Source organism: Acinetobacter legionensis (assembly GCF_048552295.1).
Taxonomy (GTDB): Bacteria; Pseudomonadota; Gammaproteobacteria; order Pseudomonadales; family Moraxellaceae; genus Acinetobacter.
This window is the reverse complement of sequence record NZ_JBIMCW010000010.1, coordinates 94,740-112,596: the sequence shown is the minus strand read 5'-3', so window position 1 is coordinate 112,596 and position 17,857 is coordinate 94,740. Positions and strand designations below refer to the sequence as shown.

General features: G+C 36.6%; 20 protein-coding genes. 7 read left to right on the top strand and 13 right to left on the bottom strand.

The annotated features are described in order from the left end of the window. Positions 1–197 precede the first annotated feature (197 nt). From mfd to ACG916_RS10065, 7 genes are all read right to left on the bottom strand, one after another. Complete coding sequence (mfd, locus tag ACG916_RS10095; protein ID WP_336951475.1) at positions 198–3,659, bottom strand: transcription-repair coupling factor; 3,462 nt, start codon at positions 3,657–3,659, stop codon at positions 198–200. Positions 3,660–3,955: 296 nt separating this feature from the next. Further along, a complete protein-coding gene (locus ACG916_RS10090) occupies positions 3,956–4,312 on the bottom strand; it encodes a hypothetical protein (protein WP_336951332.1) in 357 nt (118 codons plus the stop codon). A gap of 106 nt (positions 4,313–4,418) precedes the next feature. Beyond that, positions 4,419–5,360 (bottom strand): Dyp-type peroxidase, encoded by a 942-nt coding sequence (locus ACG916_RS10085; RefSeq protein ID WP_419327506.1) that lies wholly within the window; start codon positions 5,358–5,360, stop codon positions 4,419–4,421. 183 nt (positions 5,361–5,543) lie between these two features. After that, complete coding sequence (locus ACG916_RS10080) at positions 5,544–6,026, bottom strand: DUF6678 family protein (RefSeq protein ID WP_419327504.1); 483 nt, start codon at positions 6,024–6,026, stop codon at positions 5,544–5,546. Positions 6,027–6,076: 50 nt separating this feature from the next. Beyond that, positions 6,077–6,862, bottom strand: coding sequence for a glutathione S-transferase N-terminal domain-containing protein (locus tag ACG916_RS10075; RefSeq protein WP_419327502.1), 786 nt, complete (start codon positions 6,860–6,862; stop codon positions 6,077–6,079). A 42-nt stretch (positions 6,863–6,904) separates the two neighbouring features. Further along, positions 6,905–7,417 (bottom strand): ribonuclease E activity regulator RraA, encoded by a 513-nt coding sequence (gene rraA, locus ACG916_RS10070; RefSeq protein ID WP_336951337.1) that lies wholly within the window; start codon positions 7,415–7,417, stop codon positions 6,905–6,907. A 12-nt stretch (positions 7,418–7,429) separates the two neighbouring features. Continuing rightward, entirely contained in the window at positions 7,430–8,095 is a 666-nt protein-coding gene (locus ACG916_RS10065) for a Rossmann-fold NAD(P)-binding domain-containing protein (protein WP_419327500.1), read from the bottom strand. Positions 8,096–8,308: 213 nt separating this feature from the next. Here ACG916_RS10065 and rpsT point away from each other — a divergent pair, with 213 nt between their 5' ends. After that, a complete protein-coding gene (gene rpsT / locus ACG916_RS10060) occupies positions 8,309–8,575 on the top strand; it encodes a 30S ribosomal protein S20 (protein ID WP_004720657.1) in 267 nt (88 codons plus the stop codon). Between the two features lie 153 nt (positions 8,576–8,728). On the opposite strand, the gene ispF is transcribed toward rpsT, so the two are convergent. Further along, a complete protein-coding gene (gene ispF / locus ACG916_RS10055; protein ID WP_004720660.1) occupies positions 8,729–9,220 on the bottom strand; it encodes a 2-C-methyl-D-erythritol 2,4-cyclodiphosphate synthase in 492 nt (163 codons plus the stop codon). Positions 9,221–9,320: 100 nt separating this feature from the next. Here ispF and ACG916_RS10050 point away from each other — a divergent pair, with 100 nt between their 5' ends. The 6 genes from ACG916_RS10050 (at position 9,321) to ACG916_RS10025 (ending at position 13,812) form a co-directional block, all read left to right on the top strand. Beyond that, on the top strand, positions 9,321–9,971 hold the full coding sequence (locus tag ACG916_RS10050; protein WP_004720662.1) for an A1S_1983 family putative colistin resistance protein: 651 nt from the start codon (positions 9,321–9,323) through the stop codon (positions 9,969–9,971). Between the two features lie 26 nt (positions 9,972–9,997). Continuing rightward, positions 9,998–10,681, top strand: a complete 684-nt coding sequence (locus tag ACG916_RS10045) for a hypothetical protein (protein ID WP_419327498.1) — start codon at positions 9,998–10,000, stop codon at positions 10,679–10,681. A gap of 45 nt (positions 10,682–10,726) precedes the next feature. Continuing rightward, on the top strand, positions 10,727–11,326 hold the full coding sequence (locus ACG916_RS10040; RefSeq protein WP_224965442.1) for a hypothetical protein: 600 nt from the start codon (positions 10,727–10,729) through the stop codon (positions 11,324–11,326). A 21-nt stretch (positions 11,327–11,347) separates the two neighbouring features. After that, a complete protein-coding gene (locus ACG916_RS10035) occupies positions 11,348–11,986 on the top strand; it encodes a DUF4304 domain-containing protein (protein WP_419327496.1) in 639 nt (212 codons plus the stop codon). Positions 11,987–12,187: 201 nt separating this feature from the next. Next, positions 12,188–13,228, top strand: coding sequence for an AlbA family DNA-binding domain-containing protein (locus tag ACG916_RS10030; RefSeq protein WP_419327494.1), 1,041 nt, complete (start codon positions 12,188–12,190; stop codon positions 13,226–13,228). Positions 13,229–13,269: 41 nt separating this feature from the next. After that, positions 13,270–13,812, top strand: a complete 543-nt coding sequence (locus tag ACG916_RS10025; protein WP_336951351.1) for a CbrC family protein — start codon at positions 13,270–13,272, stop codon at positions 13,810–13,812. Positions 13,813–14,071: 259 nt separating this feature from the next. Here ACG916_RS10025 and ACG916_RS10020 read toward each other — a convergent pair whose 3' ends face one another. The 5 genes from ACG916_RS10020 to fba form a co-directional block, all read right to left on the bottom strand. Next, entirely contained in the window at positions 14,072–14,443 is a 372-nt protein-coding gene (locus ACG916_RS10020; protein ID WP_419327492.1) for a GNAT family N-acetyltransferase, read from the bottom strand. 148 nt (positions 14,444–14,591) lie between these two features. After that, on the bottom strand, positions 14,592–15,200 hold the full coding sequence (locus ACG916_RS10015; RefSeq protein WP_336951353.1) for a GNAT family N-acetyltransferase: 609 nt from the start codon (positions 15,198–15,200) through the stop codon (positions 14,592–14,594). Positions 15,201–15,261: 61 nt separating this feature from the next. Then, the gene (locus ACG916_RS10010) at positions 15,262–15,693 is read right to left on the bottom strand and encodes a hypothetical protein (RefSeq protein ID WP_336951355.1); all 432 of its coding nucleotides are present in this window, start codon (positions 15,691–15,693) and stop codon (positions 15,262–15,264) included. Between the two features lie 64 nt (positions 15,694–15,757). Next, positions 15,758–16,609 (bottom strand): EamA family transporter, encoded by an 852-nt coding sequence (locus tag ACG916_RS10005; RefSeq protein ID WP_419327490.1) that lies wholly within the window; start codon positions 16,607–16,609, stop codon positions 15,758–15,760. A 116-nt stretch (positions 16,610–16,725) separates the two neighbouring features. After that, the gene (gene fba, locus ACG916_RS10000; RefSeq protein ID WP_004720677.1) at positions 16,726–17,763 is read right to left on the bottom strand and encodes a class II fructose-bisphosphate aldolase; all 1,038 of its coding nucleotides are present in this window, start codon (positions 17,761–17,763) and stop codon (positions 16,726–16,728) included. Positions 17,764–17,857: the final 94 nt, after the last annotated feature.

The following is a 17,857-nucleotide window of genomic DNA, read 5'->3' as shown; positions in this document are numbered from 1 at the left end:
GCTAATACTAACACATCGGTTTTCGTGTGAATATTGGTTATCTTGTGTTTTGGTACAAATAAACACAGTTTGTTTTGAACCTGATCACAATTACACTTTAAAGAATCACAGAATTTTTTCAAGTGATTTACCAGAAAAAATTCATAAGCACTTTCAATCTCATACTGAGCATTATTTAAGCTCAAATTCCAGATAAATTAACGCTTTAATTCTGTCAGTAAATTGTTTAACAAATCCTGAATAAACTGAATTCTTTTGTCATTCTCTTCAAGCATCACCATCACTTTTAAGCGTTGCCCACCGTCCATACGAAACCAAGTTGGATGCTTTTGCATGAGTTGAATAATACTGATCGCTTGCACCGGAGTATCAGGTGAAAATTCGATCACTCCACCATTAGCTCCTATATCAATTTTAGTAATTTCCAACGCCTCAGCCTTAATCCGAATTTGATGGACACTAAACAGCTGTTTTACTGGCAATGGCGGTACACCAAACCGGTCAATCAACTCCATACGTATATTGTCAAGTTTATCTTGAGTATCGGTATTACTAATACGTTTATAGAACATAAGACGCTGATGTACATCTCCCAAATATTCATCTGGGATCAAAGCAGGCATATGTAGTGTAATTTCTGAAGTGAGTGAAAGTGGTGTATCAAAATTAGGGGTCTTACCCTGTTGAATTGCTTTGGTCGCTTTGGCCAACATTTCCATATATAAGCTATAACCAATTGCATTCATTGAACCACTTTGTTGTTCACCGAGTAGCTCACCAGCACCACGAATCTCCAAGTCTTCCGTAGCCAGCATAAAGCCAGCGCCAAGATTTGAAGCTCTCTGAATGGCATCTAAACGTTTTTCTGCATCACCTTTAAGGCCTTTAATCGATGGCACCATCAAATATGCATAGGCTTGATGATGTGAACGTCCAACACGACCACGCAATTGATGTAATTGAGCTAGGCCAAGTTTGTCTGCACGTTCAATAATAATCGTATTGGCATTAGGAACATCAATCCCCGTTTCAATAATCGTTGAACAGACCAGCACGTTAAATTCTTTGTGATAGAACTGTTGCATGATTTGCTCAAGTTCACGTTCACGCATTTGACCATGTGCAACAGCGACACGAGCCTCTGGTACAAGTTGACGAATATTTTCCGCAGCACGCTCTATGGTATCCACTTCATTGTGCAATATATAAACCTGCCCACCACGTAACAATTCCCTTAGAATTGCCTCTTTCATGGTTTCATTGGTTTGTTCATTGACAAAAGTTTTAACGGCTAAACGACGTGCTGGTGGTGTAGCAATAATCGAGAGATCACGCATCCCACCAAAAGCCATATTCAATGTACGAGGAATTGGTGTTGCAGTTAACGTTAACATATCAACATCTGCGCGCATGGCTTTAATACGCTCTTTATCACGTACCCCAAAACGATGTTCTTCATCAACAATCATTAAACCTAAGTTTTTAAACTGCACATTTTCCTGAAGAATTTTATGCGTACCGATAACAATATCGACTTTACCATCGATTAAGTCATCAATGATTTTGGTATGACTTTTATTAGTTCCAAAACGAGAAAGTACCTCTATACGAATTGGCCAATCGGCAAAGCGATCTTTAAATGATTCAAAATGTTGTTGCGCCAATAAGGTGGTAGGTACCAAGACAGCCACTTGCCTATTATTTTGAACAGCAACAAATGCCGCCCGCATCGCCACTTCCGTTTTACCAAAGCCAACATCACCACAAACCAGTCGATCCATTGGTTTGGCTTGTTGCATATCATATAAGGTCGCTTCGATGGCATTGGCCTGATCCAGTGTTTCCTCATAAGCAAAACCACTGGAAAATTGCATATATGCACTTTGATCCAACTCGAAACTAATCCCAGGTTTAGACTGACGACGTGCTTGGATATGCAACAATTCAGCTGCCACATCATGAATCTGTTCAAGTGCTTTACGTTTTGCTTTATTCCATGCATCTGTACCCAATTTATGTAAAGGCGCTAAATCAGGATCACCTCCACTAAAACGGCTAATCAGGTGTAAATTGGTCACAGGAACATACACTTTTGCATCATCTGCATAGTTTAATTGCAGAAACTCATAGTCTTGTTCATCAATATTTAAGGTAACTAAACCTGCATAACGCCCAACACCATGATCAATATGCACCACTGGCGCACCAATATTAAGTTCCGTCAGACTTCGAATAAGAAACTCTTCTGAAACCTCTTGTTGACGTTTTCTACGGCGCTGTACTACACGGTGTTCATATAGTTGGTTTTCAGAAATAACCGATAGATCATTGCTGATGACCAACCCACGATCCAAAGGTGCATTGGTGATCGCCACAGAGAAATTAGATTGTTGAAATACAGCAAAACTTTCGACAACTGGAATTTCACCTAAACTTGCACGTAAAGCATCTTTTAATGTTTCACGACGTCCAGCACTTTCAGCCACCAACAACACTGGATGATTGGCCTCATCCACGTACTGTTTAACGGCTTTAAATGGCTGCTCTTGTTTAGGGTCTACAGGCAATCTTGGCGGTAATTCAACCGACAAATTGATACAACCTGCTTTTAATTCAATGGCTTCTGTTGAGGCAATAATTCTTGAAAATTGATTTAAATATTCGAATAGTTGATTCGGTTGTATAAAAATTTCTTCAGGTGGTAATAACGGCTGATCAGCATTATGGCGTCGGTCTTCGTAACGACGAATTACATCTGTCCAAAAACTCAACAATCCTTCATCAATGTGCTTATCTGTAATGACAATAGAATTACTTGGGAAGTACGAAACCAAACAACTTTGTGTTTGCATGGCTTGCTTTGAGAAGAATAATGGGAAGTAGAAATCTAATCCCGGAGAAGCAATACCTTCTAACACATCTTGATAAATTGGATTTTTTTTAGGATTTGCTGTTGGAAAACTTTCGGCATAGCGATCACGAAATGTTGAACGCGCTTCTTTCAACGGAAATTCTTTTGCAGGAAGTACAGTAAAACGTTCTAACTTTGTCGTTGTTCTTTGCGTTTCAGGATCAAAAAATTTTAAACTGTCTATTTCATCATCAAATAAGTCAATACGAATGGGTGCATTCTGCCCAGAGGCATAAATATCCATAATACTACCACGTACCGCAAACTCACCATGGTCATAAACAGTATCAACCAAATGATAACCCGCTTGAACTAATTTTAATTTTTGTTGTTCTAAAGCAAATTTCTGACCAACACGGATATCAAAATGCTCACCCAATACCCATGATGTAGGGGCAACACGTTGTGCCAAAGTGGTTGCTGATACCAATAAAATACCTTTTTGTGGCATATTGGAAAGTATCGACAGTCTTTCAGAGACAATATCTTGGTGTGGAGATAAACGATCGTATGGCAATATCTCCCAATCTGGAAATATTGTTGGTTTTACCCCATAGAATTCTAATTCACTTTCCAACTGCCCTAAGTGCTGATTATTTTTCGCAACCAAAACAAAGAGCTGATCCGATTTCTCTGCAATCTCCTTAAACAATAAGGCAGCAGATGAACCGAGCATTGTGCCGATCCAGCGTTTTTCGCCTGCTTTCAGTTGTTTTAAATTGAGGTCAGAGATTTCTTGTTTAAACATAATCGCATAGGGTCTAAAAGACATGAGCAATAGTTTAACATGATGACTTTATTCAGTTGAGTGATTTTATTTATTCTATTTGTCTAAGTAATGACTCAACTACAGTATTTTTCCCATCAGAACATAATCCACGCTTACTATAAGACAAACTAGCAGGATCACGAACCTGTGGAAGCTCTTGCCAAATGAGTTGCGAATAACCATTTAATAACAATTAAGAATCTAAGCAACATCACATATGATTCTTTGATGAAATATTCTGATTCCATCAAATGTTATCCATGCCTTAAGTTGATTTATTTTTCTCGTTTAAATTGTTTATAATAATCATTGAGTTTTTGTATAATTTTTTTGAATTGTTTTAAATTTTCTTCTGTATTGCCAAGCCTTTGCACATAGTTGTTTGTTGCGATTTCTAAATCAATCTTTTCATTGATCAAAATTGTTTTATAAAACAAGGCCTTTAAATCATCAAAATTATTGAGTTTTCGGTTAGAAAAGTATTCCAGCCTTTCAGATAACTCACGATTTAAAACAATACCATCTACAATAAAACCGTGCTCAGCATCAATTTGAATATTATTTTCTTGTAGAAAAACTTGCTCAGGACCGTTTTTACTACCCTTAAATAAGGTTGCAATTTTATCAAACATCATTAAAACCCAATTAAATCAATGATTCACCATAACAAACATGACTCAAGTTCGCAGTAAAAGGCCACTTTAAAGCGACCATTTACCTAAACATAAACCATCAGCGTTATTCGTCACCCAAATCATCTAAGAAATCGACAGTAGGCACAAAGAATAAAGTTCCTGTCACTGCTGTACTAAAATCTAATAAACGATCTAAATTACCCTCTTCATCACCTTGAAACATGTGCTCTAACATTTGTCGAGTCACACTAAATTTGCGTGCATAACCAATAAAGAAAGTACCATACTCATTTTTAGATGGATTTGAAAACGGCATATTTGCACGCATGATTTTAATTTCATTACCATCCGCATCATGTGCCTTACTTACTACATTGTGTGCTGTTTTAGGTTTTACATCATCACTCAACTCAAGATCATTAAACTTTTTTCGTCCGATGACTTTTTCTTGTTCTTCATCACTTAGCGCGCGCCACTTGTCCATATCATGCATATATTTTTGAATAAATGCATAACTGCCACCTTTAAAGTCTGGATCTTCATCACCCACTAGTGCATATTTAGCCGCAATTTCAGGCTCTGGGTTTTCGGTCCCATCGACAAAGCCAATAATCGCTCTACCGTCAAAATATCGAAAACCATTCACTTCATCTACTGGATAACTTACAGCTTTTAATTCAGTATTGATCATATCTGCCATTTCAAAACACAACGCTTGGCGATCAGCGCGAATATGGAAAAACAAATCACCTTCCGTTGAAACAGCCGTATATTTTGGCCCTTTAATTTCTTTAAACTGTTCTAATTCTTGTGGTTTAGCCTGATCAGGAAATAAACGCTCCCACGCATTTGCCCCAAATCCCATGACCGCACTAAATTGTGCATCTGGATAACGGTTGGTTAAACTACGCGTCAATGCAGAAAAATTTGCCGCAAAATCAATTACTGTATCAATTACTTCAGCCCCAAGCCTTAATCCTAAAACAATAAATAAGGCGTTTTCCCCTGGACGATTCATAACAGGTTGAATTCGAGTTGAAGTCATAATATATCTCAAAATATTCTATTGGTTACAATCTAACATAGGCTGTTTTAAAGCTTAAGTTTTTATCGTTAACAATCCACTAATTCACAATATTTATATCGATATAAATGTTATGGAAAATAATTAAAGCAATAAGTTTTGACTTATTTTGTTTACGCACATCGATTGTAAGTATTTTTAAAACTACTTTAGGTGATAAGCATAAATTTTAAAATAACAGTCTTTCTGATCAAACACGATATTCAAATGCTGCAACAAAGTACGAAATTGATCTGTTTGATCTAAAATCAAATCACTGATCAATCTCCCCCTCGACTTGCTCAGCATAGGCTTTACAATTAAATATTCAATTCCAATAAATACAGGCATAGCATCGTGATAGAAAGGATGCCAATCACCTATATACCACGGAATTTTCTTCACAAATTTATCTTCAGCTTGTTGATCTTTATTTTCAGTCACCAATTTGACAATAAATGCAGGTGGAAAATCCAAGTCTTTCATTGCATGTAGAAGTTTGAGCCATTTTGAATCACTCATACAAGATACCAACTGCCGTTGATGCACGACCTGTTGAATTTTCAAAATATACTTTAAATAGGCTTGTTCAGTCTTTAAAGCATTTATATGATTTCGATATTCAAGATAATTTTCTTGTAAACCCACATTTATCCTTCAATTAAAAGCACCTGTTTAGATGCTTTTAACACATAGAGTTAACCATATTGTTTCTGTAAATAACGTACGATTACTGCTGACTCAAAGAGTTTTTCACCTGTATTTGGATCTTCTAAGTAAGGCACTTGAATATCTTGCTTTGCACGCCCCATAACAGGAATAATTTTTTCACGTTTACCGCCCACCAAAGCAACATATTTACCAGGTTTTAAACGTAAAACTGCTGGTCCTAGATCTTGCCAACACTCTTTAGCCACATTATGAAAGATAAATGGAATTTCTAATTCAGTTAACTCAGCACGCACAACACGTGTATAGGGACTTGCTTCAAACCCCCATAACTCCAATAATTGCGCTGGGCTTATACGATCAACAATTTTTTTATTTACCCAAACCCCTCGCGCACCATTAATAATAGTTCCCACCATGGCGACCGTTGGATATTTAGGATAATGAGAATATTTCTTTGGCGTTTTGCCGGTTTTACCATAGTGCTTAAATAAGTAATCAACAATCTTTTTTGATTCATACATTGCTGTTCCCGTGTTTTCATCAACGAAATACGGAAAACGCAATTTCCCCCCTTTTTCTTTTACAACCTGACGATATTTAGTCCCACCTTTAGGGCATGGATAGACTTCATAATCCAAATTGAGCAAGGTCATTACTTCTCGTACACGGCGGCAAAATGGTGAACCTTCAAACTCATATAACTTTAAGGCCTTTTCTGGCTGGTTTGGAAATGGTGTTCCAGTTACACCACGGCCTCCCTCAGTCAGCGATGAAGCCAAAGCTTGTACAACTTTAATTTGATGATGTACCATTTTATACCCCCTAGATGATTGTTTTCGCTTAAATAAAGCTTTTTATAAATCCACTAATTTTTCTTTTGAAACCACAATTCCATTGTTATCTACATAGATATATTCACCAGAATTGAAAGTGACACTACCAAAATACACAGGAATATCGACCTCACCTATGCCTTTACGATTGCTTTTTTGTGGAATTGTAGCCAATGCATGAACGCCTAGATCAAGTTCAACTAGTGCATCTACATCACGTACACAGCCATAAATCACTACACCATTCCAGTGATGCTTAACCGCTGATTCAGCAATCATGTCACCCATCAAGGCACAACGCATGGATGCTCCACCATCGACAACCAAAACCTTGCCTGTTCCATCTGTAGCAAGTAACTCTTTCACTCGTGAGTTATCTTCAAAACACTTGACTGTCACGATTTGACCACCAAAGGTTTTACGAGCTCCATAACTTTTAAAAAATTTGCCATCGAGAGATGGAATCAGGGTTTGGATGTCTTGGTCTGGGTGATCATCTAATAAATCACAAGTTACAAAAGGTACTTTAGTCACGTTATCACTCCATTATTTGCTATTTTGTATACGTAAATTATCATAAATTTCAATTTTTTGAGTTTGTGTTTGAGCAGCCTCGATCATAGTATGAGCCACTTGTTGTGCTGTCACTGGCTTATATTTAAAAGAATTGGGTACCAAATGCGAAAATTTACCATATAACTTTTGCGCTACATCTTCCAAGAATCGCTTTTCATTCCGATCACCAAGGAGTAATGATGGGCGAATAATAGAAAAACGATATAAGTTCAACTTTTGTATATAGTCCTCAAGTTCACCTTTGACTTGATTATAAAAAATTGGCGAGCTGGCTTTTGCCCCCATCGCACTGACTAAAAGTAAATGAGTTTCAGTCATTTCAAATAAATCTGCAAAATGTGCATTGATCTCAAAATCAATATTATAGAAAGCTTCTTTAGAACCTGCCTTTTTAATGGTCGTTCCCAAACAACTGAATGCATGAGTGTAACCGCTGACATCTTGATCATTGAGTAGAAGTAAGTCATCCAATACAAATTGTTCAACTTTTTTAAATTTTGAAAAGTCTGGATTTTCTCGTCGCACAACAACTGTAATTTTTTCACAATCAGCCAATAAATTGAGCTGCTCAATGAGACGCTGTCCCACTAAACCTGTTGCTCCAATCACAATCGCATTTTTTATCGAATTAGTCATTTTTTAAACAATCTCCTAGATTTATTACTAATCTAACGTTTTATTTCAAATTTTTCTTCAACAAAAATGTTGTCAAAGCATGTCAACACTTGACTTTACTGGCCTCTTTAATCACAATATGGCACTTGTTTACGGGCTGGTGATAATCCTCTGATGTGGTTTTCAGATGTGGTTTCAGCCCGCCCAGACCCATCTAATTCAAGGAGTGCACGAGTGGCAAACTCTGCTCAAGCAAAAAAACGTGCTCGTCAAAACGTTAAAGCACGTAAACACAACGCAAGCTTGCGTTCAATGGTACGTACTTATATCAAACGCACAATCGCTGCTATCGCTACTGGTGAATATGCTGCCGCAACTGAAGCTTATAAAGCTGCAGTTCCAGTTATTGACCGTATGGCGGATAAAGGTATCATCCATAAAAACAAAGCTGCTCGTCACAAGAGCCGCTTGAATGCACAAGTTAAAGCGTTAGCTAACTAATTTTTGCATGTAAAAAGAGCCCTTTAAAGGGCTTTTTTTGTATGTAAAATTTGACTATAACGCTTTAAAATTAGAAAACATCAAAACTTATCTACCACTTCATCATTATTTCTCAGCAGATAGATAAGTAAGAGTTCTAAACTGTAAAAATAATTACTTTGCTAAATGTGAAATTAAGACTGTTGCAGTGGATAAAATCCCTTCCTGACGACCAGTAAAACCCAATTTCTCTGTGGTTGTTGCTTTAACGCTAATTTGAGTCACATCAACATCTAACACATCTGCAATACTTTGACGCATTTCCAAATTGTGTTTGGCTAATTTAGGCCGTTCACATGCCACAGTAATATCGGCATTATTTAATTTATAACCACGGTCTAAAATTAATTGATAAACATGTTTTAAAAGTTTACGGCTATCCGCACCTTTAAATTCAGCATCTGTGTCTGGGAAATGCTGTCCAATATCCCCTAAAGCCAATGCACCCAATAAAGCATCACATAATGCGTGTAACACAACATCACCATCAGAATGTGCTTTTAAACCATGCGTATGTGGAATTTGAACGCCTGCCAAAGTTACAAAATCACCTTCTTCAAAAGCATGTACATCCATTCCCTGCCCAATACGAATCGGTATGATCATTCTTAGCTCCTTTTGCAGTTTTTAAAATTTAAAAATCTTGTATTCGTACTTTCTCTTTCGCTATAGTACGTATGCAAACATTGTGAAAGTATAAGCGATCATGCTGTTGAATACAGAATTTAATCAAATTAAAACACTCTTGTCTGGTCTCATTTTGAGCTGTATCAGTACATCAGCTGTTTATGCCCTGCCTCTTGACTGTAAGCATCAAGATTCATCACTTTTAAAAAAGTTATGTGGTTCACAGTATAGTGAACTACGCGCTCAATTGAATGAGAGCTATCTCACTGCATATCTGGTCACAGACGCACCAATACGCTTAATCAATGATACGCATCGTTTGTGGCTCAACCGTTTAAGCCAATGTAAAAGCAACGATTGTTTTAAACAACAGTTCGATATTCGCCTAGAAGACTTAAATTTTTACACCTCAATGAATCAAAGTTTAACCCAACATTTCATCAAATATGAACATGGTAAAATTTCGAAGCAACCCGCCCATTTACAAATCCATCAACTGACTAAAGATCGGATTAAAGTTGAAGGCATCGCCTATCGAAATCCCAATAACCGTAAAGATAGTCAAATCGTCTCATTGTTGGCTTACACCACGCCTGAAAAAAAGAATCAAATTTTGGACAATGAACATGACTGTAAATATGTGCTTAATTTCCAAAAAGCAATTTTGTCTGTGACAACAACACAAAAAGGCTGTGAGCGCTTTACTGGAATTTACCGTTTATATGATTAAGATTTATAATTAAATTTGGCAAAACCATGAGTACAAAACTAGCGTTAAGTGAAGAAAGATTAAAAATATTATCTGAATGTATGCAGAATTATGATGTGGGTGCTGATACAGATGAATGGCCTAACAATATTATTTCGCGCTTTACTAGCGTTTATAATGATGGTTCTATCTCAAAGCACGATATCCCATTGCAGCATGAAATTGATCCCGATGAATTAAAACTTTGTCAAAAACTAAGCGCTGAAATCGCCAATATCATGACAAATGTTGAAGTTGGTATGGGTTCAAACTCGGGTGATTATTTTCAAGATTTTTATATCATGCATTCACAAAACTCAGCTAGCCAAAAAATTACGCCTCAGCTGATTCAACAATACTTTGCCAATACTATTTTTCCTTTGGCGAACATTACGACTGAACCGCTTACAACAAATACACAGTGGTGGAAAGAAGTTGAACAAGATGGTGAAGAATCTCCAGCAGAATATTTTCAACCTTGGCACAAGATGATAAATTGGTTTGCAGCACAACACGATTTTATCGACTGTGCATTTGTTCGGATTGGAGACTCAGCACTTTTAGAACAAATCGATTCTGATGATTACCCGAAAGGAACAATCATTACAGGTTGTGTCTTGCCTCGACTTGCATTGGGCTTAACCCAAAATAGCAATTTGGTTGGAATCTTTGGATATGTTGTACACAGTTAAGATCTAACTAGCTTAATTAAAATATAAATAAAATAGGGAATAACAATGACTCAACTTTTAATTTTAGACCAAGTCTCACAACACCTTGATCAAACCTCTTTTGGTGGTCTTCCTGTTAAAACAATTGGCTTACAGGTTGAATGGCCTTGCTGCACAAATTGTGATGGTGCAATGCAATACCTTGGCAAAGTAAAAACTGATCTCGGTTTAGAATTGATCTTTATGTGTAGCCAAGATCCGGGGATGTGTGATGACTGGGATGCAGATGGTGGTGGTAATAAAGTGATTGTCATTACAGAGATTCATGCTCTTGAAAAATTCCAACCTTTAGAACCTGAAAATACCTTACGTGAAACGGAATATGGCGCCAAGATTTTCCAAGATTCGCAAGAAGAATATTCACAATCACGTGAACTTTGGCAAGGACCCAAGAGAGAAATTTTAGGTCAGCTTTCTGGCTCAGCTGAGTGGCTGCAAAATGATGAAACACCTGAATGTGATTGCTGCCAAAAGCCTATGCGCTTTGTTGCTCAACTAGAGACCGGACCTGATCATAGAACTGAGATGAATTTTGGTGGAGGAGGTTCCGCCTACCTATTTGATTGCCCTCAGGGTAAAACTGCTAAATTTCTATGGCAATGCTAGCCTCTACCATGGATATATCGAATGGATAAAAAAGTCATTTCCAAACTATTACAAAGCCAGTTTTATCCCATTTTAAAAGCACAGGGCTTTATAAAAAAAGGCGATGTATTTAGACAGGTTGAGGGGGAAGTTATTCGAATCGTCGATATACAACACTCCATTAAAAGACATTGTTTTCAAGTTAATCTCGGTATTCACCTCATCACATTAGGTGAATATGTTATGCGATGTACAGGTAACGCTTTAGATATTGAAAAAATGCGTGATTTCGATTGTGCATGGCGTAGTTCGATCCTGCCTTATTTGATCAATGATCATGACAACGACTGGTCATATACCTCAAATGAACAAGATGCCAACGAAATGGTGCAATTTCTAATATCTGAGTGGAATCGTCAAAGCCAAAATTTCTTTAATCAATTAGCACATTGGCCTGAAGATTTTCTCAAGAAAGCGCATCAGGCCTGTATAAATCCCTTACATCCCGCACACATGTGTACCCTCTGCTATGTGGCTGCTGCAGCTGGTGATTTACAATTGGTCAAGAGGCTCGCTGAGATTGCAATTGATGCTGTTCCTGAACGAGCCACCTCATTAAAAGAACGATTAGCATCATTTATCCAAAATCCAAGTTTAGCGATTCCGCAAATTATCGATTAATGACGAAATGAAGCAGTCAAATGCGCTATTCACCAAATTGAAATATTTGTTATATTTTCTAACAACTTTCACGATCCGATTTAAAGTTTTACGCTTTATTTCCTGACTTAATTAACTTATAAATAACTATATATAAATAGTCTGATGACATATTTGTTGTAAATACCGAACACCAAACAATAGAGGATCAAAGGTGTTGCTATGGATTTGAACATGTATCTCACCAATAAATTTAAGAATTTTAATGAGTTTCTAGAAACGCATTGGCATGACTACCCCAAGAAATACAAAGAAATCCAAACCCTGCTGTTTTTTCAAGCTTATACCACTAAGCCACTTTCTGAGAAATTTGAAATCAATATTGATCAGGCCTTAAAGTATCCAACCTTAAGATATTATTTCCAACAGATTGAAAAATATATCCATATACCGCCCAAGCAACTGTTTCCTAACTCATTTCATCGCCCTTATGAACATATTTTAAATGAGTTTAAATATTTAAGCTTTTACCAAGAAGCTTTTGAATTTCACAAAAATTTAGAAAAAATTAGAAATACTTTTAATAAAATTTCCATTCCAATTGCCAGTCATGCTATTTACACAGAAATTTTACAATATCTCAATTTGAGCTTTGAATACCTTGCTGATCCAAACTTAACAAACGATCTAAAGATTAAATTAATTTACCAATGGCAAGATATTCATAATTTAGAAACTGTTGCCGCATATAAATCATTAGAGAAAATTAAAACCACACTCAATCATTATCGGCAAAATTCCTGTTCAGAGTACTATTTTAATTTAATTCAACTGGGTGAAAATCAACGGATTGAATTTAAAGAACGTACCACAGACCTATTAACCAACCGCAAATCAGATAAATGGGTCAAAGCGTGCTTTGCATTTATGAATACCCGCAATGGCTATGTCTTTATAGGTATTGCTGATGATTTAACCATTGTAGGGATTGAAAATGAACTTGCGGAACACTTTAATAATTCACTCGACTTAATGAAGCGGAGTTTGATTGATAAACTGGCACACGAAAGTAACAAAATTTCAAATATTTATACCACACTAGAAGAAATACAGATTCAAGGAAAAACCATATTGGTCTTTAAATGTAATAAATCGGACCGTCCGTTGTATTACAAAGGCGAATTATTTATGCGTACCAATGGACAAACAACACGCGTTCCACCTGAACTGATTGAAAGTTTTCGTGTAGAATTTTATTGTTAGCATTCAATACTTAAAAATCTTTACCTAGAAGAATCAAAAATATGGATTATCCTCAGTTTAAATATCATCCCAACGCATACACACTTGATCTGTTTAAAAAAGAAGACGGTATTTGTTCGATTTGCAATCAACAACGTGATTTAAAGTACGTAAGTTCTTTTTATAGTGTAGATGAACCCGAGTATATCTGTCCGTGGTGTATTGCCAATGGTGCAGCAGCGCAAAAATACGATGGAGAATACAATGACTATTGTGGCATTGAAGGTATTTCTTCAAACCCAAATGTTCCATCCGAAAAAATCAACCCTGAATTTTTAGATGAAATCTGCTTCAAAACGCCAAGTTATCATAGTTGGCAACAAGAAGTTTGGCTCGTGCATTGCAATGAACCATGTCAGTTTATCGCTTATGCGGATAGTGAAAGGCTTAAACCAATTTGGGATGAGGTTAAAGCCGATATCGAAGAAAATGGTTATCCAGTAGAGCTTATCCAAGATCACCTCAGTATCGACGGTGATTTAACAGGCTATCTGTTTCAATGCATTCATTGCCAACAACATCGCTTACATATAGATTGTAGTTAAATACATAATTAAACCTTATAAGTTAAAGCTTATAGCTTTGGCTAAGTAACTGGCTTAAATGCTGTTTAATGCCCTGCCATTTATCTTTGATTATGCTGTATATAACAGTATCTCGAACAGTTCCATCTTTTCGTAGCTCATCTTGATGTTGCACATCATCATAATGCGCACCTAGACGCTCAATGGCGCCTTGACTTTTAACATTGCGAATATCCGTCCTTAATACAACCGAGTTGGCTGGTAGTTTTTCAAATGCTTACTAAAATAATAATAACTTACAACGGGTATTGATATGACTGCACTGTGCTGATTCTGCATACCATATATAGCCAATCTGACCACGGCGCACCTCCCAAATCAAATCGCGAAAACTGGTGGTTCTTACAATACGACCATTCCGCTGATTTAAAACAACAAAAGGTACGTGTATTCCCAAAGATTTTTGTTCAAGTGCCTTGGCAATATAATCCTTGATCTGAGAATAATGTGGAACTAATGTATATTCTAATTCCCACAATCGGCCATCTTTACATACCTCAATTAAAGCATTTTCATGTTCTATTTGTAGTGGTGAAAGCTGCACTTGATGGGTTTGTAATGATGTATGCGTTGAAAAGATATCTTGATTCATAGCAATTACACCATTGTAAAGAATGCTCCTCCATTGTCCGCTATGTTTGAAAGTTTTATGATCAAAATATGAAATCACCATGACGATCTTTCAAATGATTTCAAGGGCATTTGCATGCCCTTGAATCGAATAAAATTCAATAAAATAGTTATTTTTTATAGTGTGCCAACATGTCTTGTAAATGTGCTTTTACATTGTTCCACTCACCTTGAGCAATACTGTACAACACTGTATCTCGAATCGTGCCATCTTTACGCATTTGATCGCCCCGAATAATGCCATCTTTTTTAGCACCTAAACGTTCAATGGCTTTTTGGCTTTTAAAATTAAATTGGTCAGTCCGCAACGCCACGGTATTGGCTTGAAGTTGTTCAAAAGCGAAACCTAATAGCAATAGTTTACAAGTTGTATTGACATGAGTCCGCTGTACAGATTGTGCATACCATGTATAGCCGATTTCAAAACGTTTTACGTTTAATAAAATATCGTGATAACTAGTCGTTCCCAAGACTTTCCCTGAGCTTTGCTCTATGACAACAAAGGGATAACGACTACCTTGTGCTTTTTGTATTAATGCTTTTTCAATATAATTTTTAACTTCTGTGTAATGTGGTGTTGAGGTAATTCGTAGATTCCACAATTCACCATCACGACACGCTTCAGCAAGCCCTTGCTCATGTTCAAGAGATAATGGTACTAAGCGAATATTATTTAGTTGTAAATCTAAATGAATAAATAATTGTTCAAATGCATCCATCTCATATCCACCAATTTAATCAATAAAGTTACCGTTTAATTTTATTGTAAAGTGATCAACATCAATATATATCACACTTTAATTTTACATCTGATAATGGTTTTATATTCTTAATAAAAGCACTCCCAGATGATGAACTGCTTAAATCATTTCTAGAAACGAAAACATCATCAAGAAAAATCTCTGCCTGAGCTTGATAAAAGCATCCATGTTTTAACGGAACACTGGGTAATTTTAATAATTTAACGTATTTTTTTGACTCATCATCAACTAAAAAACGTGTATGACCTAAATATGTTCCTTGAGTATCTTGATCTAAAAATTGAATTTTTAAATTATTCTCACCATAATCTGCATCATATCCATATAAATACTCAACAACTAAAGGAGATATTGCTTTATAGGTATAAGTCGTCATGGAAGGATTATCGCGATCTCCTTTTTCTTGTTCAGTCTTCACCAATGTTAAATTAGCTGCAAAAACATCTATCATGATAAATGTACCCAGTATTATGAATAGTATTCTTATCATTTTAATCTTTCATTCTCTTAAATCATTATATTGCCAAGGCTAAACATACCACTCCAGCCAAACCTAAAACCAGTCCTAGAGCTGTAATCACTTTAAGCTTTTCTTTAAAAATTAACAGCCCTGCAATTACTCCAAATAACACCACAAGGATATTCATCCCTGCAAAAACAATCGCTGGAGAATCTTTTAATAAAATATGCGCTTTGACATATAAAGCAATATTGGCAAAATTTAAAATCCCCAACGCCAAACCAGCAAAAAAGTTCTGAAGCTTCCACTGAGTTTTTCGAATCAGTAAATAACCTACAGATAATAGGAATGAACAGATAAACATCAAGGTTAATGTAACAGGAAACTGTAAACCAAGGCTGGTTGTATATTTTAATAAAACATCAACCAAAGCATAACCCACCCAAACACTGAGTAAAGAAAGGATACCTTTCTGATTGAGTAATGAATTTGATGGACTCGACTGAGAAAGTACAATACATAAAACTGCCACGATACCCAAACCGATACCAAGCATTTTTAATTGGTTAAATTGTTCTTGGAATAAAAAATATGCAGCCAATAATGATAAAACCACAGATAATCGCTGTGCAATTTCAGTTTTTAAAATTCCTGCACTATGTAATGATTTTGCTAAGCATAAAAAAATACTGGGTAATACAACACCTAAACCAAGAATCAACCACCACGGTGTATTTGAGATTGAAATATGGGCCAAATCAGGCTTAAACCAAATATAGCTCAATACACTGGCGATTGCATAATTCCAAGCAATCATTTGCAATGCATCAAAACCTTTTTGTTTGGTCCATTTTAAAAGCATTGAAACCAGCACACTACAAAGTGCTGCTAAAAATATGAGTTCCATAATTTACTTCTTATCTCACCAATCATTGCAAAATTTATGCGAAACCGAGTTCCTATGATTCAAGAAAAAGCCCACTAGCATGAGTGGGCTTTTAGGTGATCAACAACCATCAAAGATTATTTATAACGATCAACCATTTTTTCTAAAGAAATTGGGCGAATCTTGTCTGCATTACCCGCAGTACCAAATGCTGTATAACGATCTACACAGATTTGTTTCATTGCTTCAACCGTTTCACCGAAGAATTTACGTGGGTCGAATTCACTTGGTTTTTCAGCCATCATACGGCGCATTGCACCTGTAGATGCTAAACGTAAATCTGTATCAATATTGATTTTACGTACACCATGCTTAATTGCTTCAACCAACTGTTCAACTGGAACACCATAAGTCTCTTTGATGTCACCACCATATTGGTTAATGATCGCTAACCATTCTTGTGGTACTGAGCTTGAACCATGCATAACAAGGTGAGTATTTGGAAGCGCCGCATGAATTTCTTTAATACGGTCAATTGCCAAAATATCGCCTGTAGGTGGACGAGTAAACTTGTACGCACCATGAGAAGTACCGACTGCAATTGCTAAAGCATCTACATTGGTATCTGCAACGAATTGACGAGCTTCTTCAACAGAAGTGAGAAGTTGAGAATGATCAAGTACACCTTCTGCACCAACACCATCTTCTTCACCAGCCAAACCTGTTTCAAGACTACCCAAACAGCCAATTTCGCCTTCTACAGAAACACCACATGCATGTGCCATTTCAACAGTACGACGTGTTACATCAACGTTATACTCATAAGACGTTGGTGTTTTACCGTCTGCACCTAAAGAACCATCCATCATTACAGATGAAAATCCAAGCTGGATCGAACGTTGACAAACATCTGGGCTTGTACCGTGGTCTTGATGCATTACCACTGGAATATGTGGCCATTCTTCAATTGCAGCTAAAATTAAATGACGTAAAAATGGAGCACCTGCATATTTTCGTGCACCAGCAGAAGCTTGCACAATTACAGGTGAATTTGTTGCGTCAGCGGCTAACATAATTGCGCGCATTTGTTCTAAGTTGTTCACATTAAACGCTGGAACGCCGTAACTATGTTCACCGGCATGATCCAAGAGTTGGCGCAATGAGATAAGAGCCATAATATCCTCCCAAGTAATGCCCCATATTCTACATGTTGCTTTATTTCAATTCAGCAACAATATTGACTATTTCATAAAAAATCCCCGCGTTTGC